The following is a 24,155-nucleotide window of genomic DNA, read 5'->3' as shown; positions in this document are numbered from 1 at the left end:
AAATTAGCACTAAAACTAAGACTAGTCCATAGCTTAGAAAAAACAAAACCGCGCATTTGTTAACTGCGCGGTTTCTTTTCAAATGCTCACCTAATTAAAGGTTAGCGTCTAGGAACTCTTTAAGTTGAGTTTTAGACAATGCACCAACTTTAGTTGCTGCTACGCCACCATCTTTGAAAAGAAGTAGCGTTGGAATACCGCGAATACCAAATTTTGGTGGAGTTCCTGCGTTTTGGTCGATATTTAATTTACCGATAGTGAGCTTGCCTTCGTACTCGTCTGCGATTTCATCAAGAATCGGAGCAATCATCTTACAAGGACCACACCATTCAGCCCAAAAATCAACAAGAACCGGGCCTGCAGCATTGATCACATCGTTATCAAAACCGTCATCAGTTAGCTGCAAAATCTTATCACTCATCTTCCACTCCAATGTATTTTTTAGAACTGGTTGGATGATAACCAGTAAATAGATGCCCTATTGGAATGTATTTACTTTCGTATTGCAAGCTTAAGCTGATATTCTATAGCAATGAAAAAGACGCATATCACAGAGCAAAAGTTCGCCGACTTGGATTTACTCCCGCAAGTCATTGAAGGATTGGAGAAAAAAGGGTTCGATTACTGTACCCCTATCCAAGCCTTGGCGCTCCCGGTACTGCTCACCGGCCAAGACATTGCAGGCCAGGCCCAAACGGGTACTGGTAAAACGCTTGCGTTTCTTACTGCTACTTTTAATCACCTGCTAAAAACACCTGAGCATGAAGGGCGCAAGCCTAACCAGCCACGTGCGATTATTATGGCACCAACACGTGAACTCGCGATTCAGATCTACAACGATGCTGACTCTCTGGTTGAAAGCACAGGTATCAAAGCAGCACTTGCTTACGGTGGCGAAAGCTACGACAAGCAACTAGGTAAGATCGAAGAAGGCGCAGATATCTTAATTGGTACAACTGGCCGTATCATCGATTTCTACAAGCAGAAGGTATTTAACCTTAACCATATTCAAGCTGTTGTTCTTGACGAAGCTGATCGCATGTTCGATCTTGGTTTCATCAAAGACATCCGCTTCTTGTTCCGCCGTATGCCTGAGCCAAAAGATCGCCTGAACATGCTGTTCTCTGCGACGCTGTCTTACCGCGTACAAGAGCTAGCGTTCGAACACATGCACAACCCAGAGCATGTTGTTGTTGAGCCAGAGCGCAAAACAGGTCACCGCATTCAGGAAGAGCTTTTCTACCCTTCTAACGAACATAAGATGGCCCTTCTACAAACGTTAATCGAAGAAGAATGGCCAGATCGCGCAATCATCTTCGCTAACACGAAGCACAAATGTGAATCAGTTTGGGGTCACTTGGCTGCCGATGGTCATCGTGTTGGTCTACTAACAGGTGATGTTCCACAGAAGAAACGTGAAAAGATTCTTGAACAGTTCACTAAAGGTGATGTTGACCTACTTGTAGCAACCGATGTTGCAGCACGTGGCTTACACATTCCTCAAGTAACACACGTATTCAACTTTGACCTGCCAGACGATTGCGAAGATTACGTTCACCGTATCGGCCGTACAGGTCGTGCTGGTGAAAGCGGTCATTCGATCAGCTTTGCTTGTGAAGATTACGCAATCAACTTGCCACCAATCGAAGAATACATCGAGCACGCTATTCCAATGTCTGACTACGATGCTTCTGCACTACTAGAAGATCTACCGGCACCATTGCGTTTACGTACACGTAACCCGCAACAACGTCGCTCAAACAACAATGGTCCACGTAACGGTAACCGTAAACCAAACCAGAACCGTCGCCCACGCCAACCGCGTCATAACAAGGAAGCTTAGTCGCTTATGAGCCAAACAGTGTCATCCCCGCTTTACGCTGCAATCGACCTCGGGTCGAACAGTTTTCATATGCTCGTTGTGCGCCATATCGATGGCAGCGTGCAAACCATGGCTAAGATTAAGCGTAAAGTTCGTTTAGCCGCAGGCTTAGATGAAAATAACGCACTTAGTAAAGAAGCGATGCAGCGAGGCTGGGACTGTTTGAGTCTCTTTGCAGAGCGACTGCAAGACATTCCTAAAGAAAATATCCGCATTGTAGGTACCGCGACCCTGCGTACAGCGACCAATGTGGGTATCTTTCTAGAGAAAGCGAACCAGATCCTTGGTTACGATATCAATGTTATCTCTGGTGAAGAAGAAGCTGCGACTATCTATAAAGGCGTAGCACACACTTCTGGTGGCAGTGGTCGCCGACTAGTTGTTGACATTGGTGGCGCGAGTACCGAGATGATCATCGGTGAAGGCTTCTCAGCGAAAGCATTAACTAGCCTGAAGATGGGCTGTGTTACTTGGCTTGAGCGTCATTTTAAAGATCGCCAATTAACCGCAACCAACTTTGACAACGCCATTGAAGCGGCTAAATCTACGCTGGCACCAATCCTTGATAGCTACACGGATATAGGATGGGATGTGTGTGTTGGTGCAAGTGGCACAGTTCAAGCTTTGCAAGAAATCATGTTGGCACAAGGCATGGATGAGGTCATCACTCACGCCAAGCTTAAACGCCTACAAAAACAAGCAATGGCAGCAGAGCGACTCGAAGAGCTAGAGATTGAAGGGTTAACCCTTGAACGCGCACTTGTATTCCCGAGTGGCCTATCGATTCTAATTGCTATTTTTGAGCTGCTTGAGATTGATTCAATGACACTCGCCGGCGGTGCACTCCGTGAAGGCCTTGCTTATGAGATGGTTGACGAGTTACGCCAAGAAGATATTAGGGCTCGTACGGTAGCTAGCGTTCAGTCTCGCTATCAAATGGACGTCACTTACGGTGAGCAAGTTGCATCGTTAGCACAATATCTATTTGAACAAGCGGGCGCTGAGGAATGGGTATCAGAACCTCAAGCTGGTATCCTTTTGCAAACTGCAGCTAAACTGCACGAAATTGGTTTAACCATCGATTTAAAAAAAGGTGGCGAACACAGCGCATACTTACTACAAAACTTGGATTTGCCTGGTTTTACACGTGCACAGAAGCACTACCTCGGTGAACTCGTACGTCGCTACCGTGAGCAACTGACATCACTGCCAGAGCAACACGCCGTATCAGGTACTAGTAGCAAACGTATTTTACGTATTCTACGCTTAGCCATTTTGCTAACTCATCGCCGTAACCCTGACCTTGTCGCGCAAGTGAAGTTAACAGCACAAGATGACAAGCTAACATTAAATCTGTCCAAGCAATGGTTGGAGGCCAACCCTCTTACGGCTGCTGAGCTAGAAATTGAGTCGAACCGCCAAACTGATATTGGTTGGCCGCTCAATATAGAATGCCTGTGATATTAATTATCTGTCGCTAGAAATTAAAAAAGCCCAAGTTAGTTGACTAACTTGGGCTTTTTCTTACCGCTGCATTAATGCTTTGCGTTACAAATCTCAAACTTAAGCGTTAACACCTGTCGCTTTAAAGTCAGGGTTCACTGCGGTTAACTTCTTAACCACGTAATTAAGTAGCACACCGTACATAGGTACGAACAGACCTAAGCTGATGATAAGCTTGAAGCCATAATCGACCAATGCAATCTCAGTCCAGTGCTCAGCCATGAATGGATCTGGGCTTTGGTAGAAAGCAATCGCAAAGAACGCGATGGTATCGAGCGCGTTACCAAATAGCGTTGAACACGTTGGGGCTACCCACCACTGCTTCATTTGGCGTAAGCGGTTAAAAACATGCACATCCAAGATCTGACCCAGTAAATAAGCCATGAAGCTCGCCGCGGCGATACGTGCAACAAACAAGTTGAACTCACCTAATTGGCTAAAGCCTTGGAATGAACCTTCAAAGAACACCACAGACAATAAATAAGAAACGGCTAGTGCAGGCAACATCACTAAGAAAATGATTTTACGAGCAAGCTGCGCGCCAAAAATGCGTACTGTTAGGTCGGTCGCTAGGAAGATAAACGGGAAAGTGAAAGCACCCCAAGTGGTGTGCATACCGAAGACGGTAAAAGGTAGCTGAACCAGATAGTTGCTTGACGCAATAATCACCAAATGGAACAAAACTAATAGTGCTAGGGCTTTGCGCTGTTGCGCAAGGGTAAAGTTACTCATGCTGTACCTTTTTAGTTTGGTTTGGGGGTGAGGGAACCCAAATCGAGTCATTTCTTCGAATAAACCAAGAAAGCTCTTACCAATAATGTGAATTAAAAATGTATCTATAAATTGCTCTATTGAGCGGCGGGCGATTATACATTAATCAATATTGGCTGCAACGGTGAGAATAGACGCAAACGTTTATCCTCACATTTATTGGCGAATGACGTTAAAAGCTATGTTTTTTAAAGCGAGGTTTTTAGGTTCTATACCTAAAATTAGAAATGCGCTTGAAGTTAGAAGCCACGCTTGAAAAGCGTCGCGAGATAATCAAACTCTTCTCGGCTTTCTTCAGCGTTTAACGACTCAAACCAGATTGATTCACTGTAATGTTCAGACTTTAAAAACATTCGACAGTCTTCAAAATCGATCAACCAAGAATGCATGTCAGCGTCCCATTGCTTTTCTACAACAGAAGCGGACAGCAATGCCACCAGCTTTTCACCTAACACTTCGTAAGAATCAAAATCAAAACTTGGAGACGTAATCAATAAACGCCCTTCCTCAGCTAAATACTCTCTTAAGCCAAATTCTGTGTTTGTTGTCATGTCCCTATCAACCTTATTCTTTTTCTATGAACTAACCGTTCTTATAAGCTAAACGCTTCTGAAAACTAGCAATCAGCCAATTAGCCGTGGGTGGTAATGTGTTCTTGAATCAAATCTAAGAATGGATCAGCGTACTTATCGAGTTTGCGTTGACCGACACCATTCACTGCCAACATCTCTCCGTAAGATGTGGGTAGGATTTCGGCCATATCAATCAAGGTCGCATCACTGAAGACAACATAAGGTGGTAAGCCATCTTCATCAGCAATCGACTTACGCAGCTTACGCAGTTTGGCAAACAGCTTCTTATCGTAGTTCTTGCTACTTAACTTATCGGACTTAGCATTACGAACTGCGGTATCCAAACGAGGCACTGCCAACTCCAAAGACATTTCACCGCGTAACAGCGGGCGTGCTTCTTCGGTTAACTGCAAAGTCGAGTTACGAGTGATGTTCTGGAACAACAAGCCTTTGTGAATTAACTGACGGAAGATACTGATCCAGTAGTCGTGGCTGTGATCGCGACCAATACCGTAAGTAGACAACTTATCGTGACCATTATCGCGCACACGGATGTTCTGCATACCACGCATCACTTCAACCACGTAACCCATACCAAATGACTGATTTACGCGGTACACACAAGACAACGCCTTTTGCGCTTCTTGGGTCGCGTCAAAGTGTTTTGGTGGATCTAAGCAAATATCGCAGTTACCACATTGCTTCTCACGATATTCGCCAAAGTAATTAAGCAGAACCTGACGACGACAAGTTTGCGCTTCAGCAAAGGCACTCATCGCGTTCAGCTTGTGCATTTCAACTTGTTTCTGTGGGCCTTCTTCTTTCTCATCCAGCATGCGACGCAGCCACCCCATATCAGCAGGGTCAAACAGCATCATAGCTTCAGCAGGCAAGCCATCACGACCCGCACGGCCAGTCTCTTGATAGTAAGATTCGATGTTACGTGGAATATCAAAGTGCACCACAAAGCGTACATTGGGTTTATTGATACCCATACCAAACGCCACAGTCGCCACAACGATCTGAATATCATCGCGTTGGAAGGCCTCTTGCACATAAGCACGCTCATCAGTGTCCATTCCGGCATGATAACCCGCCGCACGAAGACCGTTATTGCACAGCTTCTCGGTCACCATTTCCACTTTTTTACGGCTACCACAGTAGATAATGCCGCAATTACCTTTCTGTGTTTCTAGGTAGCGAACCACCTGAGACACTGGCTTGTGTTTCTCTACAAGGTTGTAACGAATATTAGGACGATCGAAGCTGCCTAAATAAGTGTGCGGCTCCACCAACTGCAAACGCGAGATAATATCTTTGCGCGTCGCATCGTCAGCGGTTGCCGTTAGCGCCATATAAGGTACATGCGGGAAGTACTGTTTAAGTTGCCCCAATGATGCATATTCAGGGCGGAAGTCGTGTCCCCACTGAGAGATACAGTGCGCTTCATCGACTGCGATCATTGAAAGAGGAAGCCCTTGTAGACGCTCGATAAAGTCACGCATCAACACCCGCTCTGGCGAAACATAGACCATTTTCAATTGGCCTGAGTTCATGCGATTAAACACCGAGATTAGCTTTTCTCTTGGCATCGACGAGTTAATGCACTCAGCAGCGACGCCATTGGCCTTCAATTGGTCAACTTGGTCTTTCATTAGCGAGATCAGTGGTGAGATAACCAAAGTTAACCCTTCACGAACCAAGGCCGGAATTTGATAACACAGCGACTTACCGCCACCAGTTGGCATAATCACCAAGCTATCTTTGCCTTCAACGGCAAGATCGATGACCTCTTGCTGACCATCGCGAAAACTTTGATAACCAAAGACATCTTGTAAGATGTTTTGCGCATCATTCGCGGGAGTCGGTATTTGCTCAGCAATCAGAGTGGCGGTCATTGTGGTTCCTAATCGAGGTATAAAATCAGCCAGCATCATTCGCAAGCAAGGCGCACATTGTAGAGGGGAACGCTGGTGAATTAAACCGCAAATTGTTAGGTGAAAAGGGTTAACGCTCCTATACTGACCAACTCTCTTATAAATCTTATTAATAAGCACTCAATGCTAGAGAAAGTTGTATGACCCCTGAAGAACAACAACGTACTCGCCAAGGAATCTTGCTTGCCGTCGGCGCTTACACCATGTGGGGGATCGCCCCTATATATTTCAAATCTTTAAGTGACGTCTCCCCGCTAGAGATCCTTAGCCACCGTGTAGTTTGGTCTTTTTTCCTACTCGCTTTCTTACTGCATATTGGTCGCAGCTGGCGCAAGGTTCGTGACACCTTAACCTCAAAACCAAAAATGCTTTATTTGGTGGCGACTTCGATCTTGGTGGGTGCCAATTGGCTCATTTTTATCTGGGCGGTTAATTCCAATCATATGCTCGATGCCAGCTTAGGGTATTACATCAACCCACTGATTAACGTCTTGCTTGGGATGCTGTTCCTTGGCGAACGTTTACGCAGACTACAGTGGTGTGCGGTTGCGCTAGCGGCTGTCGGAGTCCTTATCCAATTGATAGCCTTTGGCTCAATTCCTATTGTCGCTATCGCATTAGCCTTTAGTTTTGGTTTCTACGGCTTGCTACGTAAGAAAGTTAGCTTAGAGGCACAAACAGGTTTGTTCATTGAAACCCTAGTAATGTTGCCTCTCGCTGCAACGTACTTACTGTTTATTGCCGATAGTCCAACCTCAGACTTATCAATGAACCCGATGCAGCTCAACCTATTACTGGTTGCTGCTGGTGTGATTACAACCATCCCTTTACTGTGTTTTACGGGTGCAGCTACGCGATTAAAACTATCGACACTGGGTTTCTTCCAGTACATCGGTCCAAGCTTAATGTTCTTATTGGCCGTGCTGATTTATGGTGAAGCCTTTACGTCAGACAAAGCTGTTACCTTTGCCTTTATTTGGGGGGCATTAGTGGTATTCAGCTTTGATGGTTTGAGTAACAACAAAAAGAACAAACAAGCTAAACAAAAGAACTGATCGTTTTTTACAAGACAACTGCGAGTGACGAAGATAAGCTTGGTTGAATTGATGACTATTTGACCAAGCTTTTTTGTACCATGGATAAAGTCCACTATTACTCTACACCGACAGAAGATATCAGCCTGATTAAAGCTCAATACCAAGAGTTCGCGTTTCAGCGTCACTATCATTTGGACTTTCACATTGGCTTAATAACAAAAGGCCAACAAAAGTTTGTCTATCAAGGTGCGAGTCACCATGTCGGAGCTGGCCAAGTTGTTATCATGCCGCCTGATGAGCTTCATGATGGGCACTCCAAACTCGATTCAGGTTATCAAGTCAGCGTATTTGCGATTTCTCCTCAATGGTTTCAAGATCTTGCCGATCCCAAGCTAAATGGTCATACATTAGGCTTTTCTGAGTTGATCCTCTCCGATCAAGCCGCTTTTTCACAATTGTGTAACCTACACCGTCTTTTAATAACTCAAAACGTCAGCCAACTCGCTCAAGACTGCTTACCTTTCGAAGGGTTTTCTACGATTGTCGATCGTTATGCAAAGTTTGGATCGAAAAGCGACATCAAACTGGGTAATCAATCGATTGATACGCTAAAAGACTATTTGATGGCGAATTTGGACCAGCCAGTTCGTTTAGAACAACTGTCAGACCTATGCGGCTTAACCACCACTCAGTTCCAACGCCACTTCAAAAATAAGATGGGTATCACTCCTTATGCTTGGCTAAGCCGTTTACGTATGGAACAGAGTATGCGCCTTATTAAATCAGGGATCTGTGGCACCATGGTTGCACACCAAGTTGGCTTTTATGATCAAGCCCATTTCTCCAAGGCCTTCAAAACCACATTCGGTGTCCCACCATCACAAATCAACTAAGTGTTGATAATTTACAATTGCTCCATTTCAAATCACGGTAAGCTACGCTCAATACGATTACTTATTTTAAAATAGCTGCAAGGTTATTGAGAACGAACAATGAATGAAGTCACCATATTGATCACCCTAGCCTCTATCCACTTCATCGCTTTGATGAGTCCCGGCCCTGACTTTGCGTTAGTCGTGCAAAACGCGACACGTCATGGTAGACAAACAGGCTTGTACATTGCTTTAGGATTGTCTTGCGGGATATTACTGCACTCACTGCTGAGCCTAACGGGGATAAGTTACTTGGTCCACCAGCAACCGACTCTATTTGCGATAATCCAACTAGCAGGTGGTAGTTACTTGTTGTACCTAGGTTATGGCGCTTTGAAAGCCACTTGGTATACGATCCAGCATCACGATGACGACACTGATTCTGTTCATTCCACAGATCTCATTCTTACCAACAAGCGTGAGGCGTTTTCTAAGGGTTTTGCCACTAACATTCTCAACCCAAAGGCTTTGGTGTTTTTCATTAGTTTAATGTCGAGCCTAGTGCCTGCTGACATGTCTCTTTCAGGTAAAGGTTTTGCTCTGCTTATCTTATTTGGCCTGTCGCTGTTTTGGTTTTCACTTTTAGCTTGGATGCTATCTACTAAAGCCTTACAGAAAAAATTACATGAAGCGACTGTCTATATCGATGGCTTGTGCGGCGCTGTATTCACCATTATTGGCGTCAGTATTTTGTGGCAATCAGCCTCATCACTACTGCTCTAAATTAGAACAAAGATTACAATTAATTAACAATACACTGGCTAAATGTTATTTCCACTGTCAATCTAGCTCTGCATATTAAAAGGAGAAGATCATGCAGTGGAAAACAAAACTAACAACCCTCGCTACTTCTACCCTACTTTTTGCCTCCCATGTCAGTTGGGCAAATCAAGCTGCCGATGCCGTCGCGCCTGAACAAAGCAGTGGTTTAGAAACTAAACAACTCGTCAAAGCCAATGATTGGATGGTCACCGCAGCTAACCCATTGGCGACACAAGCAGGCGCAGACATCCTCGCCCGAGGTGGTAACGCGATTGACGCCATGGTAGCGGTACAGCTTATGCTTGGCTTGGTAGAACCTCAGTCATCAGGTATTGGTGGTGGCGCGTTCCTTGTTTATTTTGATGGCAAGGACAAGCAACTCAAAACCTACGATGGTCGTGAAACTGCACCACTTGATGCTACACCACGTCTATTCCAAGACGAAAACGGCCAACCGCTTAAATTCTATGATGCGGTAGTTGGGGGTCGCTCAGTTGGTACACCCGGTACGGTTCAATTATTGTGGGATACCCACCAGAAATACGGCAAGCTAGAATGGGCCTCACTCATCAAGCCTATCGCTCAACTGGCTGAAAAAGGTTTTACCATCAGCCCACGCTTAGCCACCTTGATCGAGAACGACCAAGAACGTCTAAGCCGCTTTGCCACCACTAAAGCCTACTTCTTTAATGCCGATGGCAGCCCGAAAGCAGCTGGCATGCAACTTAAGAACCCAGAATACGCGGCAACGTTAAACGCTATCTCAAAGGATGGCGCTAAAGCCTTCTATCAGGGTGAGATCTCTGCCGACATCATCAATGCTGTGCAAACTGCCAAAGGCAATCCGGGCGTATTGGCACAGAAAGACTTCGACGCCTATTCAATCAAGCAACGTGAACCCGTTTGTTCCGCTTATGAGAGCTACGATATTTGTGGAATGGGACCACCAAGTTCAGGTGCATTAACGGTTGGGCAAATCTTAGCGATGACCGAGCAATTTGACCTCAAATCATGGGGACCAAACGACGCAAAGTCTTGGCAAGTATTAGCGGATGCTTCTCGCCTAGCCTTTGCAGACCGTGGTATGTATATGGCAGATCAAGATTATGTACCTATGCCAACCCAAGGGTTAGTCAATACTGACTATTTGCAGGAACGAGCTCAGTTAATTACCGCAGGTAAGGCACTAGCAAACGCACCTTCAGGCACACCACCGTGGGATCATGTAATGCAAAGAAGCCAAGATGTCTCTATTGAACTGCCGTCCACTAGCCACTTCAACATTGTTGATAGCGATGGCAATGTCGTATCAATGACCACCACCATTGAGAACGCATTTGGCTCACGCCTAATGGTGAGAGGCTTCCTGCTCAATAACGAACTAACGGACTTCTCATTCAAAACGCACAATAATGGCAAACCTATCGCGAACCGACTTGAACCGGGTAAGCGTCCACGCTCTTCGATGGCTCCAACCATCATTATGCAAGATGATAAACCTTACATGGCGATTGGTTCTCCAGGCGGCAGCCGTATCATAGGTTATGTAGCACAAGCGATCATTGCGCATACCCAATGGGACATGGATATTCAGCAAGCGATCAACCAACCGCACTTCCTAAACCGCTTCGGTAGCTTAGATTTGGAAAAAGGAACATCAGCGGAAAACTTCAAACCTGAGCTAGAAAAGATGGGATTTGAAGTCAACGTTCGCGATCTTAACTCGGGTTTACACGCCATTCGCATCACAAAATATGGCCTAGAAGGTGCTGCAGACCCTCGTCGTGAAGGTGCTGCGATTGGCCAATAGGGAATAATCCTCCCTTTTTACTCGCTGCCTTGTGCGAGATCTCTCACAAGGCAGTGAGTAAATATCTCTATTTAACTGAGAAAATAAGCACTTAATAATCTTAACTATTTGAAATAAAACAAAACGTACATTTATCATTCAAATAATTATATAGAAATTCTCTTATGCACCATTGCTGATAAATGGGAGATCGGTAATATGAATGGTGTCGGAAGGATGCTGACACGGAACAGGAAACGCCAAGGACTTGGTTATCTTCAGGATGAAGATTCGATTACTCAGGATGAATAATCGGCATGGATAGCGAAATGGACATTGAATGGACGCAATAGTAACTAGGATGGTTGCTACTAAGGAAAGACAATGGACACCTCTGGACGAGGAAAGGACTGAACATCAGGATGATGTAAAGGACACCGCTCAAGGAACAAGTGACGCGCGCTAACGAGGATTGTTGGCAGATCAGGATAAGATCAAGGACACCGCTAGGAAGGCGATGAAAGGAATACGCTGAAGGATAACAGCACACTATCATGGATTTGATGCATGGAGCACACTTAGTAGCCGGATTGCTGCGAGTAAGACTACAGACCCCGATGAGCGCAAGCTCTCGGGGTTTTTCTTTATCCATACTTCTATTTATTACTTTCCAATTAACCTTTCCGCTCTAAACCTCACCAAACATCACATACGTTTAATTACAATTCTGACATTTAAATCATTCACTTCTTAACCACTTCCGAGTAACGTAAGCTTTACTAGGCTCAACTAGTTTCATAACCATAATTAAACTAAGGACAATTCATGTCACACGTTACCTTCAAAGGCGCTGCTGTAGCTCTAACAGGCACATTCCCAAAAACGGGTGAAAAGTCTCCAAGCTTTGCACTGACTGCAGGCGATCTTTCTGAACTGACTCTTGCTTCTCTTGAAGGCAAGAAAGTGGTTCTAAACATTTTCCCAAGCATCGACACCGCAACTTGTGCGACGAGCGTACGCACGTTCAACGCAAAAGCGGCAGAGCTTGAGAACACGGTTGTTGTTTGTATTTCTGCTGATCTTCCGTTTGCTGCGGGTCGCTTCTGCGAACTAGAAGGCATTGAAGGCGTTCAACACGCTTCGACTTTCCGCTCTCCTACTTTCGCATCAGACTACGGCGTAGCGATCGCTGAAGGCCCACTATCTGGCCTAACAACACGTGCAGTTGTATGTGTTGATGAAAACGGTGTGGTAACACACAGCGAGTTAGTTGCAGAGATCACTGAAGAACCAAACTACGAAGCGGCACTTGCAGCACTGTAAGTCTTACTTTAAGGCAGCAATGCCTTAGGCTCGTATTAACCTAATTTAGGTCAGTATAAAGCAATAAAAAGAGCAGCCATTGGCTGCTCTTTCTGTTTTTAATAATGGACGGTTTTTAGATGTCGAAGTAACAGGTTAAAGCTGCTCTAAACGAGCATAAGCCGTTACTAACCACTTGATGCCTTCACCATTAAACGCGACTTGAACTCGGCTCTGCGGGCCACTTCCCTCGAAGTTGATGATAGTGCCTTCACCAAACTTAGGGTGCTTAACGCGAGAACCCAAACTAAAGCCTGTTTCGTTAAAGTTCTCTTTCACGGCGGTTTGGCTAAAGCGACCGCTGCTTGCAGGACGGCTCACTTGCGCTTTCATACGCACTTCATCCAGACATGTCTCAGGCAGCTCACGAATAAAGCGTGACGGTTTGTGGTACTTGTCTTGCCCGTACAAGCGACGCATCTCTGCGTAAGTTATGTAAAGCTTCTCCATCGCACGCGTCATGCCTACGTAACACAGGCGACGCTCTTCTTCTAAGCGCCCTGCCTCTTCTGCAGACATCTGGCTTGGGAACATACCCTCTTCAACGCCAACCATGAATACCATTGGGAACTCTAGGCCTTTGGCACTGTGCAGAGTCATGAGCTGAACCGCATCATCAAACTCGTCAGCCTGACCTTCACCTGCTTCCAAAGCCGCATGAGTTAAGAACGCCGTTAGCATGCTCATTTCATCCGCTTCTTCTGGCTTTTCAAACTGACGCGTTGCCGTTACCAATTCTTCCAAGTTCTCAATACGTGCCTTCGACTTTTCACCTTTCTCTTGCTCGTACATCGCAAACAAGCCCGACGATTTGATTACGTGGTCGGTTTGCTCATGAAGTCTCAGTTCTATGGTGTCATCTTCAAGTGCATTGATAAGCTCAATAAAGCGGCTCAAAGCACCTGCAGCACGGCCTGGTAACACTTGTTCTTCTATCAGAGCAACACTGGCTTCCCACATGGTTGCACCACGATCACGCGCTGCAAGACGAATCGTTTCTAAGGTTTTATCACCCAAGCCACGCGTTGGCGTATTTACGACACGTTCGAATGCCGCATCATTGCTTCGGTTACTCATTAAACGCAGGTAGCTCAAAGCATCTCTGATTTCCTGACGCTCGAAGAATCGCATGCCGCCGTAGATTCGGTAAGGTAGACCACCTTGGATAAGCGCCTCTTCAAGCACACGAGATTGGGCGTTGTTACGATAAAGCATCGCGGTATCTTCTAACGCACCGCCTTTCTCTTGCCACTCTTTGATTTTGCTGACCGTGAAGCGCGCTTCATCTAACTCGTTATAAGCCGAGTAAACTGAGATTAGTTCGCCATCGTTGCCATCGGTCCACAGCTCTTTACCCATACGCTCAGTGTTGTTCGAGATAAGCTCATTCGACGCCTGAAGAATGGTTTTGGTTGAACGGTAGTTTTGTTCGAGTCGAACCGTTGAAGCGCCTGGGAATTCATCCAAGAACTTCTGAATATTTTCAATTTTAGCGCCACGCCAGCCATAGATAGATTGGTCATCATCACCCACGATCATCACGCGACAATCCGGGCCTGCCATCATGCGAAGCCAAGCGTATTGGATGTTGTTGGTATCTTGGAATTCGTCGACAAGAATGTGCTTAAAGCGAGCTTGGTAGTGCTCGCGGATGTGTTTCTTATCGCGCAATAGTTCATGCGATCGCAACAAGATTTCAGCAAAGTCGACCAAGCCAGCACGATCACATGCCTCTTGGTAAGCCGAGTAAATCTTTAACCACGTTTGAGTGATTGGATCATGGTAGGCGTCAATATGACTTGGGCGTAGCCCTTCGTCTTTTTTACCATTAATCCACCAAGAAGCTTGCTTGGCTGGCCACTGCTTTTCATCAAGGTTTTGCGCCTTGATTAAGCGACGTAGTAAACGAATTTGATCATCTGAATCAATGATCTGAAAATCTTCTGGCAGTTTTGCATCTAGGTAGTGAGCTCGAAGAATACGGTGACAAATACCATGGAAGGTACCGTTCCACATACCTGACGAGCTACCCATCATCAACTCTTCAATACGACCACGCATCTCTGCTGCCGCTTTATTGGTGAAGGTGACTGACATGATAGAAAACGGCGATGCTTGCTCTACGCTTTGCAGCCAAGCAATACGATGCACCAACACTCGCGTTTTACCACTGCCAGCACCTGCCAGAATAAGTAGGTTTTCTAAAGGTGCTGCGACCGCCTCACGTTGTTTGTCGTTTAGGCCATCGAGTAAAAGCGAAGGATCTATCATTGGATATGCTCACTACTGGGTATTTATACATAAAAGTCGATTATAACCTAAACACTAGGCTGCGTTTAGGATAATAAGAAGAAAAAACAATCAAAAAATAACATCATGTAATCAGTAACTTAATAGATAACACATCATTAATATTGATATTTTTTATAATGCAGTGAAATTATTTCCGAGTTCTTCCTATCCTTTTTAGTAAGCAAGTTAACAACTTATTAACCTGCGATATAAAAATACTATTAAGTCCTAGAGGGAATGACTATGAAAAATTCTAATCTTGCTGTTACAGCTGCAATCACAAGTGTACTAGCGTTCGGCGGTGCAGTTCTTACATCAGCGCCTGCAGAGGCAGCAGCAAAAGAAAAATGCTACGGCGTGGCAAAAGCTGGCCAAAATGATTGTGCAACCAAAACAAGTTCATGTGCAGGTACAGCAAAAGAAGACAACCAATCCGATGCATTCGTAGTCGTACCTAAAGGACTTTGTGGCAAATTATCTGGTGGTAACACTCAATCATCATAATTGAGCTGATAAGTATGGTGAGCTGATATCCAGCTCACCTCCACTTTCTATTAGGAGAATCGTTGTGACTCAAACTCTTCACCCCAATACAGGGGTTGGCCTTAGAACACCTCACTTAGACTTCTTTAGCCAAAATCCAGCTTTAATAAGTTGGTTAGAGGTTCACAGCGAAAACTACTTTCAGCCTCAATCAAAATCGCGTCAGCAGCTCAGAGTAATACGTAATGACCACAGTATAAGTTGCCACGGCGCTGGGTTGTCTTTAGGTTCTTTTGAGCGTATTAACCCAAATCACTTACTGCAGCTAAAAGAACTCATCAATGACATAGAGCCGTTTTTGGTTTCTGACCATCTAAGTTGGAGTCAGATTGGTGGTCACTACTTCAATGATTTATTACCACTGCCGTATACCGAAGAGGCATTAGAGGTCTTCTGCCGCAATGTCATCGAGGTCCAAGACAGCTTGCAACGCCCTATGCTAATTGAAAACCCATCGAGCTACCTTGCCTTCAAGCATTCAACTATCCCAGAGTGGGAATTTTTGGCTGAAGTACAGAAGCGTACCGAGTGTCGCTTATTACTCGATTTCAATAATATTTTTGTCTCATCTTTTAACCATGGTTTCAGTTGTGAAGAGTACTTAAGCGGAATTCCTGCAGACAAAGTGGAAGAGATTCACTTGGCAGGTTTTACCAAAAAGAAACTCGAACAAGGTGAGATCTGGATAGATACCCACAGTAAACCAGTCTGTGACGAAGTGTGGCAACTCTACACACAATGGATAGCACAACATGGTTTGCGCCATACCTTGATTGAGTGGGATCTAGACATCCCAGAACCACAAGTCTTATTGGCTGAAGCAACCAAAGCCAGTGATATTTTGTATCAACACGACAAGTTCAACCCAAGGAGTCGCGCATCATGAGCCACTCCCTAGCTGACGTTCAGTCGGAGTTTGCTAACGCCCTGCGCTACCAAAACAATGGTGATCACTGCGACATAGTGAGCGACCATTTTACGGATGAACAGCGAATCCAAATTTACCGAAATAACTTTGTGATCAGCTTGAGCGAAGTACTGGCAGCGACGTACCCACTGACTGAAATGCTGGTTGGTGAAGAGTGCTTCCAACAAATGGCTCGCCAACATGTCTTAAGTTATCCATCAACCTCTGGTGATGTCAGCGGTTATGGGGAACACTTTGAACAGACTATCCAAACCTTTCCTACCGTTATTGAGGCTGCTCCTTATCTCGCTGAAGTGGCTTTGTATGAATGGAAAAAAGATAGCTTGGTGAGATGTATTTCAGAATCACATGTCGACCAACGCCCCCTTTCTTGTTTAGCTGATGTGCCACAAGAACAGCAAGGCGCTTTGGTCTTCCATCTCAAAGATTCAATAACGCTAGTTAATTCTAGCTATACGATTATCGCGCTTGAGCAAGCTATCTACCAGCAACAACTTGACGGGTTAGACATCAACCAACCTGAATTAGGAGTGTTAATCAGAACCGAGAATTCACAGGTTGAGAGCTATCGTTTGACGGAAGAATGCCACCAACTATTAACTGAATTGCAATCGGGTCAAGCACTCGCTCAGATTAACCCTTCACTACTACAACACCTTAATACTGTAATGGCTCTCGACGTCATCTCAGGCTTCTCACTCAATGATGAATTGGAGACATAAAATGGATAACAACACGGTCACAAACATGATGGCTCAATACGATGCATTGATTGAGAAGTCACAATCACTTTTTGTTCCTCTGCTACTTTTGTTTTGTCGCTTATGGGTGGCTTGGGTATTCTTCAATTCAGGACTCACCAAAATAGCCACATGGGATAGCACCCTTTATTTGTTTGAGTTGGAATACCAGGTGCCATTGCTGCCTTGGGAATTAGCAGCTTACATGGGTACTGCCGCAGAATTGATTCTGCCTGTTTTCTTAGCACTAGGCCTATTAACACGACCGATGGCAGCAGCGTTATTCGTATTCAACATCATGGCTGTCGTGTCATACCCTGTGTTGTGGGAGCAAGGTTTCTATGATCATCAGTTGTGGGGATTAATGATACTGGTCGTCGTCGTATGGGGAGCCGGACCTATGTCGCTTGATCGAATATTAAGAAAACAATTCGCAAGCTAGATCTATTTTGCATCGTCCTTAAATTAACCTAGCCCTAAACGCAAAAAACCACTCAATCGAGTGGTTTCTTTTTATCTGGGATAAACTACTTGTTTAGAAAAGCTTGTAGTTCTTCAGCAGAGATACCTTGTTCTGCTAACTCTTTTGCTAATAGCTGAACTTGTTCACCTTTACGAGACTCTACCACACGCTGGAATTGGTAAATAATATCTCGCAAAGTATCGATTGGAACTTGTTTTGCCGCACTGCGAATACGCTCTTCACTTTGGTTTCCTAGCTCTTTAAGCAGTTTACCAAACATGACCTTTTCAGGTGCATCTTCCATTTGTTCTAAGATGCGCGCCATTTCGTAGGTTGTTAATGACATTACAGTATTTTCCGTTGTGGTACTAACGTTTCAATGAGTGTCAAATATACCATGTTTTAACGTTTCGAAAACCGCCATTTGTATATTTTATCACCCTTGTAACTTATGCCTTTGCAAACGTCGTATGCCACGACTTACCCGCCTTGCTCGCAAGTACCAACAATGCTGGCACAATAAGGAACATTTGTAGCGCAATCATCACTTGAGACGTTAAATCAAGACGTTGCATGGTACCAACAAGTAGCCCTGAACCGCTCATTTGGAACAAACCAAGCAGCGCAGCAGCTGTACCCGCACGGTCACCAAAAGGTTCTAATGCCTTACCCGCAGCAGCGCCAAGAATCCATGCAAAACCAACCGAAGATAAGAAAATAGGCAACATAAATGCGAACGCTGTCGCTTGATCAGCAAGCACCAACATAATCACCCCAGCTAAGCCAAGTGTGGATATACCAACAACCAGGGCTTTATAGGTACCAAAGCGATCCATAAACTTCGGCGCTGTGAATGCTGCGATGATATTAATTGCCGCGTTTACACCAAACCAAAAGGTAAATTCGTTCATCGTCAAACCTAGGTTTTCCATCAACACAACAGGTGCAGAGGTAACGTAAGCAAGGATTACCGCCATCGCCATCAAGCATAAAGTGGCATGGAAGATAAATGACGGTGTTTTCAATACCGACCAGTATCGCTCTAGCTTAAAAACTGCAACCTTTTCTGTCGCAGGGTTAGACTCTTTCATTTGGAAAAACAAAATGGTGCCGACCACAATCGCAAAGCCAGCCATGAAACTGAAGTTCGAGCGCCAACCAAACTGTTGAGTCAACCAAGCACCAAGGATCGGCGCTAATGCAGGAATAAAGCAAATTGCACCGTTAAGGTAACTGATCATTCGCCCGCTCTTCTGCGGGCCAAATAGATCGCGAACCGTTGCAAAGGCTGCTACAGAAGTCGCACAAGCTCCTAAGCCTTGTAACAGCCGAGCTATTAGCATCATATCAATCGACTGAGCTGCCCACGCCAAGCAAGCACTCAGTGCATAGATACTAACACCTCCCAATGCAACGGTTCGACGTCCTAACTTATCAGCCAAAGGGCCTGCAAATAATTGCCCGACACCCATGGCGAATAAAAACCAAGTAATCGTATCTTGTGCTAGTGCATGTTCCACGTGAAACGCTGTCGAAATTTGTGGCAGTGCTGGTAGATAAATATCAATAGCCAAAGGGCTAAATAGAACCAGCATTGCAAGTAGTGCAACCTGCAATTTGCTAGGATTTGGAAGCGCGTTAGAAGGCACAAGATTCTCCGAATGAATTAATTTGGGTGCATAATAACGGACTAAAGATATGAATAGAAATGGCATATACTCATTAGTATTATTCCAAATTGGAAATTCATATGAATATCGAGAAACTGTCACGCATCGACCTAAACCTATTAGTTTGTTTACAAGTGTTGATGGAAGAGCTGAGTGTCACTCGCACCGCACATAGGCTGTGCTTGAGCCAATCAGCAGTGAGCAAGTCGCTAGCCAAGCTTCGTGAACAATTTAATGATCCCCTTTTTACGCGAAGTGCTCATGGCCTAAGACCGACACCGAAAGCTGTGTTCCTCAAGCCTCGATTAGAAACGCTGATCAATCAACTTGATATGCTTACCCAACCGGAAACTTTCATTCCCAACAACAGCGACCATAGCTTTCACATTGCTGCCGTTGAGAGTGTTTACCCGCTGATTCTTCCGCACTTCTTACCGGCAATATTTCGACAAGCACCTAAGGTCAATATCAACACCCACGCGTGGACAGAACAAACCTTTAAGAAGCTGCAGCTTGGCGAACTAGATATCGGACTCACTGGCAAAGACATCGACATCAACGATGCGCGTTTAACTATGCTGCCGCCAGACGACATTTGCGAACAAGAGATCTACCGCGACGCACAGATGTGTGTGCTAAGACGCAACCACCCTGCTCTGAGTGGTAAATGGGATCTGGAAACCTACCTTGCGCAACGTCATGTACAGGTAAGGTGCGATGGTAACGACCGCTGGCTGCTCGACTACAAACTTGCCGATCTTGGCCATCAACGCGATATCGCGATTTCTGTTCCAGACTTCAATAGCGCTGCAAGCCTATGTACCTACACCGACTTTGTGTTTACCGCACCAAGCCACTTTACTTATCTCGTCGCTAAGCAACTCGACTTAGTGGTTGTTCCTTTACCAATGGAGTTCCCACCGATGGCATACACTTTGTTTTGGCACCGTGACAGAGAAAATGACCCAGCCTTAACTTGGTTGCGAGATATCATCAAAGAAAAAACTCTGCACCTTAGATAAAAATGGCGTACAGCGTTTGCAGCAAACGAACAAAAGCGCTAGCTTATTGACCTAATAAGTCCCCTCACCTGTATATCGACTGTGAGTGTTAACAAGGACCCTAACAATAAGGATAAAACACAGATGCACAATATCACTGCTGAACGCGTTGCTGCGGTTCGAACTTGGCTTGAAACAAACAACCTAGATGCCGTTATCATTCCACACGAAGACGAATATCTAGGTGAATACGTTCCTGCTCATAACGAGCGACTTCACTGGTTAACAGGTTTCACTGGCTCTGCAGGTGCCGCTGTTATCACTCGTGAAACTGCTGCTATTTTTGTTGATGGTCGCTACACCGTTCAGGTTCGTAAGCAGGTACCAGCAGAGTTATTTGAGTATCGCCACCTTATTGAAGAACCGGCTTTAGATTGGATCATCAACTCATTGCCTCAAGGTAGTAAGGTTGCATTCGACCCACGCATGCACACCGCTGCTTGGTTGAAAGGCGCACAAGCAAAACTAGCGGAGAAAGTTGAGCTAACAACGTTATCAGCAAACCCGATTGATGCGCTTTGGTCTGACCGTCCTGAGCCTGTTGTATCTGATGTTCGCCTAATGGCAACAGATGCCGTTGGTCAATCAAGTGAAAGCAAACGTGCGGAGATTGCTGGCTTACTAAAAGCAAAAGGTGCGGACGCCGCTATCCTTACCGAGCTCGATTCGATCTGTTGGTTGCTTAACATTCGTGGTTTGGACGTATCTCGCCTACCTGTTGTACTGTCTAATGCAATCATTCACGCTGATGAAAGCGTCGATTTCTTCCTAGACCCAGCACGCATCCCAGCAGGCTTTGAAGCACACGTTGGTAATGGTATTCGAGTTTCTCACCCATCAGAGCTTGAAGTGCGCCTTCAGTCTTTAGAAAATAGAAATGTATCTGTAGATTCAAGCACGAGCAATGCTTGGTACACGCTTGTTCTGCAAAACGCTGGCGCTCACATCATTGAAGCAGCAGACCCATGCCTAATGCCAAAAGCTGCTAAAAACGCAACTGAGATTGCAGGTATGAAAGCGTGTCACATTCGAGATGGCGTGGCGATGGCGAAATTCCTGTCTTGGATTGATGCAGAAGTCGCGCAAGGTAACCTGCACAACGAAGCTGTACTAGCAGACAAAGTACAATCATTCCGCGAGCAAGACCCGACGCTGATGGACCTAAGTTTTGACACGATTTCAGCTGCAGGCGGAAACGCAGCTATGTGTCACTACAACCATGAGAACCAACCTGAACCAGGTAAGCTAGAACTGAATACTCTGTACCTAGTCGATTCAGGCGGTCAGTACTTAGATGGTACAACGGACATCACTCGTACTATCGCGATTGGCCAACCAAGCGACGAAATGATTCAACAGTTCACTCTCGCACTTAAAGGTCATATCGGCATCGCACGAGCTAGTTTCCCACAAGGCACTCGTGGTTTCCAACTGGATATCCTAGCGCGCCAGCACTTATGGGCTGAAGGCTTCGACTACGACCACGGTACTGGTCATGGTGTAGGTCACTTCCTAAGTGTTCATGAAGGCCCACAAAGTATCTCTAAGAAGTTAATCGACGTGCCTCTAGTTAAAGGTATGGTGTTATCAAACGAACCAGGTTACTACCGTGCTGATGAATTTGGTATCCGCATCGAGAACCTAGAACTGGTTGTTGAGCTGCCAACTCAGGGTGACTTCTCTGTATTGACGTTTGAATCACTAACTCGTTGCCCAATCGATAAGCGCAACATCAATGTTGATTTGCTAACACGACCTGAACTGGCATGGCTGAACGACTACCATCAAAAAGTATGGAGCGACGTTAGCCCATTAGTTGAAGGTGATACGTTGGAATGGCTACGTCAATCAACGACACCATTAGCTCACGCTTAATAGCTTTCTAGGCTGTTTACTTAACCAAAACAAGCTCGCTAAATTAGATATAAAAACGGCTACCTAAAGGTAGCCGTTTTTGTTTGTCGATAGCATCCCATCGATGTTTCACGTGGAACATCAACCAAACGTTGATTAACCAGAATAGGCACTGTGCCAGTCTCGCCACACTGGGTCGAAACCACGCTGACGAATCATCGACTCAACATCGGCAGCACTTCTCTCATCACTTATCTCAAACTGTTCGAGTTCTTCCTCACCCGAAGCATAACCACCAGGTTGGGTTTTTGACGCAGCCGACATACTGGTGATTCCTAATGGCAACACATTGTCGCGGAAGGTTGCTGACTCACGAGTAGATAGAGATAACTCGACCTCAGGGTTTAAGAGTCTATATGCGCAGATAAGCTGAACCAACTGTTTATCGTTCATGACCGACTTAGGCTGCAAGCCTCCATTACCGTCTCCACCCTCGCACGGGCGAAGACGCGGGAATGAAATTGAATAGCGAGTCTGCCAATAAGTGCGCTCCAGGTAATCCAAGTGAGCAGCAACAAAGAAGCAGTCGGTTCTCCAATCTTCCAAACCAATCAAGGCACCAATACCTATCTTATCGATCCCCGCTTTTGCCAAGCGATCAGGAGTTTCAAGACGATATTCAAAATCCATTTTATTGCCACGTAGATGATGCTCAGCGTAAGTTCTTGGCTGGTAAGTCTCTTGGTAAACCATAACAGCATCTAAACCGAGAGATTTAAGCTCTGCGTAATCATGTTGATCAAGCGGCTGCACTTCCATTGCAAGGTAGTTAAATTGCTTTTTGATAGTCGGCAACACCTGTCGAAAGTAATTCATCCCGACCTTAGTTTCATGTTCACCGGTGACCAACAAAACGCTATCAAACTTCATCTTTTTGATAGCCGCACTTTCGGCATCAATTTCATCCAAAGTAAGCGTGCGGCGCTTGATACGATTCTCCATTGAGAAACCACAATACGTGCATGCATTCGCGCATAGATTCGAGAGATACAAAGGAATATAAAGCGACATTGTATTACCAAATCGCTTACGAGTTAGCGCCAACGATTGTTGTGCCATCTGCTCTAAGTAAGGTTCTGCCGCCGGAGAGATCAGAGCCTTAAAGTCTTCTAGGTCGCGTTTGGGTTTACTCAGAGCACGTTCAACATCCGCTGCCGTTTTACTGAAGATAGACATACCAATGTCATCCCAGTTGAGCTGTTTAAATCGATCAACAAACGTCATGGCAATATTACTCGTCTAGAAATGAAGTTAACGGACTGGAAGCAACCGCGTGAGATACCTGACCAGCGAGACCAGCAAGGTAAGCCATACGACCTGCTTCAACTGCCAACTTAAAAGCAATCGCCATATCAACAGGTTGTTGGGAAGCCGCAATCGCCGTATTCACTAACACTGCATCTGCGCCCATTTCCATTGCGCGAGCAGCATGAGATGGTGCACCTATGCCTGCATCCACAATCACAGGGACATTCGCTTGGTCGATAATGATCTCTAAGAAGTCTGCCGAAGCGATACCTTTGTTTGAACCAATTGGGGCACCTAGCGGCATAACCGCAGTACAACCCACCTCTTCCAAGCGTTTACACAATACTGGATCGGCATGACAGTAAGGCAACACAATAAAGCCATCTTTAACCAGTTGCTCAGCAGCTTTAAGCGTTTCAATTGGGTCTGGCATCAAGTACTTTGGATCTGGGTGAATTTCCAGTTTGAGCCAATTTGTGCCTAGAGCTTCACGAGCCAAATGCGCAGCAAAGATGGCGTCTTTTGCATTCTTAGCACCTGACGTATTCGGTAGTAAGTTCACGCCAGCATCAATGATGGGTTGTAAAATGTCGTCTTGCTCAGAGCGAATATCAACTCTCTTAAGCGCCATAGTTGCCAATTCCGAACCTGAGGCCTCGATAGCACTCGCCATCAATTGCTTATTGGCGAACTTACCCGTTCCAGTGAAGAGTCGTGATTGAAACGTTTTATCTGCGATAGTTAACATG

General features: G+C 45.3%; 22 protein-coding genes. 13 read left to right on the top strand and 9 right to left on the bottom strand.

All coding sequences use genetic code 11. The features are described 5' to 3' along the window. Nucleotides 1-94: 94 nt before the first annotated feature. Complete coding sequence (trxA, locus tag OCW38_RS00290; RefSeq protein WP_010440700.1) at nucleotides 95-421, bottom strand: thioredoxin TrxA; 327 nt, start codon at nucleotides 419-421, stop codon at nucleotides 95-97. Nucleotides 422-532: 111 nt separating this feature from the next. On the opposite strand from trxA, the gene rhlB reads away from it, so the two are divergent. Further along, nucleotides 533-1,843, top strand: coding sequence for an ATP-dependent RNA helicase RhlB (gene rhlB, locus OCW38_RS00285; protein ID WP_010440697.1), 1,311 nt, complete (start codon nucleotides 533-535; stop codon nucleotides 1,841-1,843). Nucleotides 1,844-1,849: 6 nt separating this feature from the next. Next, nucleotides 1,850-3,343, top strand: a complete 1,494-nt coding sequence (gene gppA, locus OCW38_RS00280) for a guanosine-5'-triphosphate,3'-diphosphate diphosphatase (RefSeq protein ID WP_261894740.1) — start codon at nucleotides 1,850-1,852, stop codon at nucleotides 3,341-3,343. Nucleotides 3,344-3,445: 102 nt separating this feature from the next. On the opposite strand, the gene OCW38_RS00275 is transcribed toward gppA, so the two are convergent. The 3 genes from OCW38_RS00275 to recQ form a co-directional block, all read right to left on the bottom strand. Further along, entirely contained in the window at nucleotides 3,446-4,117 is a 672-nt protein-coding gene (locus tag OCW38_RS00275) for a 7-cyano-7-deazaguanine/7-aminomethyl-7-deazaguanine transporter (protein WP_102297791.1), read from the bottom strand. A 278-nt stretch (nucleotides 4,118-4,395) separates the two neighbouring features. Then, nucleotides 4,396-4,707 (bottom strand): DUF3630 family protein, encoded by a 312-nt coding sequence (locus tag OCW38_RS00270; RefSeq protein ID WP_010440691.1) that lies wholly within the window; start codon nucleotides 4,705-4,707, stop codon nucleotides 4,396-4,398. Between the two features lie 80 nt (nucleotides 4,708-4,787). Beyond that, nucleotides 4,788-6,626, bottom strand: coding sequence for an ATP-dependent DNA helicase RecQ (recQ, locus tag OCW38_RS00265; RefSeq protein ID WP_010440689.1), 1,839 nt, complete (start codon nucleotides 6,624-6,626; stop codon nucleotides 4,788-4,790). Between the two features lie 179 nt (nucleotides 6,627-6,805). On the opposite strand from recQ, the gene rarD reads away from it, so the two are divergent. The 5 genes from rarD (at nucleotide 6,806) to tpx (ending at nucleotide 12,508) form a co-directional block, all read left to right on the top strand. After that, a complete protein-coding gene (gene rarD / locus OCW38_RS00260) occupies nucleotides 6,806-7,720 on the top strand; it encodes an EamA family transporter RarD (protein WP_010440687.1) in 915 nt (304 codons plus the stop codon). An 80-nt stretch (nucleotides 7,721-7,800) separates the two neighbouring features. Beyond that, the gene (locus OCW38_RS00255) at nucleotides 7,801-8,595 is read left to right on the top strand and encodes a helix-turn-helix transcriptional regulator (protein ID WP_010440685.1); all 795 of its coding nucleotides are present in this window, start codon (nucleotides 7,801-7,803) and stop codon (nucleotides 8,593-8,595) included. Nucleotides 8,596-8,694: 99 nt separating this feature from the next. After that, a complete protein-coding gene (locus tag OCW38_RS00250) occupies nucleotides 8,695-9,357 on the top strand; it encodes a LysE family translocator (RefSeq protein WP_010440683.1) in 663 nt (220 codons plus the stop codon). Between the two features lie 91 nt (nucleotides 9,358-9,448). Further along, complete coding sequence (gene ggt, locus OCW38_RS00245) at nucleotides 9,449-11,206, top strand: gamma-glutamyltransferase (RefSeq protein ID WP_010440681.1); 1,758 nt, start codon at nucleotides 9,449-9,451, stop codon at nucleotides 11,204-11,206. Nucleotides 11,207-12,010: 804 nt separating this feature from the next. Further along, nucleotides 12,011-12,508, top strand: a complete 498-nt coding sequence (gene tpx, locus OCW38_RS00240) for a thiol peroxidase (protein WP_010440678.1) — start codon at nucleotides 12,011-12,013, stop codon at nucleotides 12,506-12,508. A 135-nt stretch (nucleotides 12,509-12,643) separates the two neighbouring features. Here the strand turns inward: tpx and uvrD are convergent, their stop codons facing one another. Further along, nucleotides 12,644-14,818 (bottom strand): DNA helicase II, encoded by a 2,175-nt coding sequence (gene uvrD, locus OCW38_RS00235; RefSeq protein ID WP_010440672.1) that lies wholly within the window; start codon nucleotides 14,816-14,818, stop codon nucleotides 12,644-12,646. A gap of 264 nt (nucleotides 14,819-15,082) precedes the next feature. Here uvrD and OCW38_RS00230 point away from each other — a divergent pair, with 264 nt between their 5' ends. The 4 genes from OCW38_RS00230 to OCW38_RS00215 all read left to right on the top strand — a co-directional run bounded on the left by OCW38_RS00230 (nucleotide 15,083) and on the right by OCW38_RS00215 (nucleotide 17,492). Further along, on the top strand, nucleotides 15,083-15,343 hold the full coding sequence (locus tag OCW38_RS00230; RefSeq protein WP_004736650.1) for a BufA1 family periplasmic bufferin-type metallophore: 261 nt from the start codon (nucleotides 15,083-15,085) through the stop codon (nucleotides 15,341-15,343). A 64-nt stretch (nucleotides 15,344-15,407) separates the two neighbouring features. After that, nucleotides 15,408-16,268, top strand: a complete 861-nt coding sequence (gene bufB, locus OCW38_RS00225; protein ID WP_261894735.1) for an MNIO family bufferin maturase — start codon at nucleotides 15,408-15,410, stop codon at nucleotides 16,266-16,268. Continuing rightward, nucleotides 16,265-17,032, top strand: coding sequence for an HvfC/BufC N-terminal domain-containing protein (locus OCW38_RS00220; protein WP_010440665.1), 768 nt, complete (start codon nucleotides 16,265-16,267; stop codon nucleotides 17,030-17,032). The genes bufB and OCW38_RS00220 overlap by 4 nt, the downstream gene beginning before the upstream one ends. 1 nt (nucleotide 17,033) lies before the next feature. Then, entirely contained in the window at nucleotides 17,034-17,492 is a 459-nt protein-coding gene (locus OCW38_RS00215) for a DoxX family protein (protein ID WP_010440663.1), read from the top strand. An 85-nt stretch (nucleotides 17,493-17,577) separates the two neighbouring features. On the opposite strand, the gene tsrA is transcribed toward OCW38_RS00215, so the two are convergent. Together tsrA and OCW38_RS00205 are read right to left on the bottom strand one after the other, a co-directional pair. After that, complete coding sequence (gene tsrA, locus OCW38_RS00210) at nucleotides 17,578-17,859, bottom strand: H-NS-like global regulator TsrA (protein ID WP_004736654.1); 282 nt, start codon at nucleotides 17,857-17,859, stop codon at nucleotides 17,578-17,580. Nucleotides 17,860-17,962: 103 nt separating this feature from the next. Next, nucleotides 17,963-19,162: a multidrug effflux MFS transporter gene (locus tag OCW38_RS00205; protein WP_010440662.1), complete on the bottom strand. Its 1,200-nt coding sequence runs from the start codon at nucleotides 19,160-19,162 to the stop codon at nucleotides 17,963-17,965. A gap of 101 nt (nucleotides 19,163-19,263) precedes the next feature. Between OCW38_RS00205 and OCW38_RS00200 the strand changes: the two genes are divergently transcribed. Continuing rightward, nucleotides 19,264-20,205, top strand: a complete 942-nt coding sequence (locus OCW38_RS00200; RefSeq protein ID WP_010440660.1) for a LysR family transcriptional regulator — start codon at nucleotides 19,264-19,266, stop codon at nucleotides 20,203-20,205. Between the two features lie 123 nt (nucleotides 20,206-20,328). Next, the gene (locus OCW38_RS00195; protein ID WP_102297780.1) at nucleotides 20,329-22,119 is read left to right on the top strand and encodes an aminopeptidase P family protein; all 1,791 of its coding nucleotides are present in this window, start codon (nucleotides 20,329-20,331) and stop codon (nucleotides 22,117-22,119) included. Nucleotides 22,120-22,254: 135 nt separating this feature from the next. Here OCW38_RS00195 and thiH read toward each other — a convergent pair whose 3' ends face one another. Beyond that, nucleotides 22,255-23,382 carry a 2-iminoacetate synthase ThiH gene (gene thiH, locus OCW38_RS00190; RefSeq protein ID WP_010440657.1) on the bottom strand — a complete coding sequence of 376 codons (1,128 nt, stop codon included), beginning with the start codon at nucleotides 23,380-23,382 and terminating at the stop codon, nucleotides 22,255-22,257. A 7-nt stretch (nucleotides 23,383-23,389) separates the two neighbouring features. Further along, nucleotides 23,390-24,154 (bottom strand): thiazole synthase, encoded by a 765-nt coding sequence (locus OCW38_RS00185; protein WP_010440655.1) that lies wholly within the window; start codon nucleotides 24,152-24,154, stop codon nucleotides 23,390-23,392. Nucleotide 24,155 lies beyond the last annotated feature (1 nt).

The sequence above is a fragment of the Vibrio cyclitrophicus genome (assembly GCF_024347435.1).
GTDB lineage: Bacteria > Pseudomonadota > Gammaproteobacteria > Enterobacterales > Vibrionaceae > Vibrio > Vibrio cyclitrophicus.
Note: the sequence above shows the minus strand (reverse complement) of the source record. Positions and strands in the feature narration are given on the sequence as shown.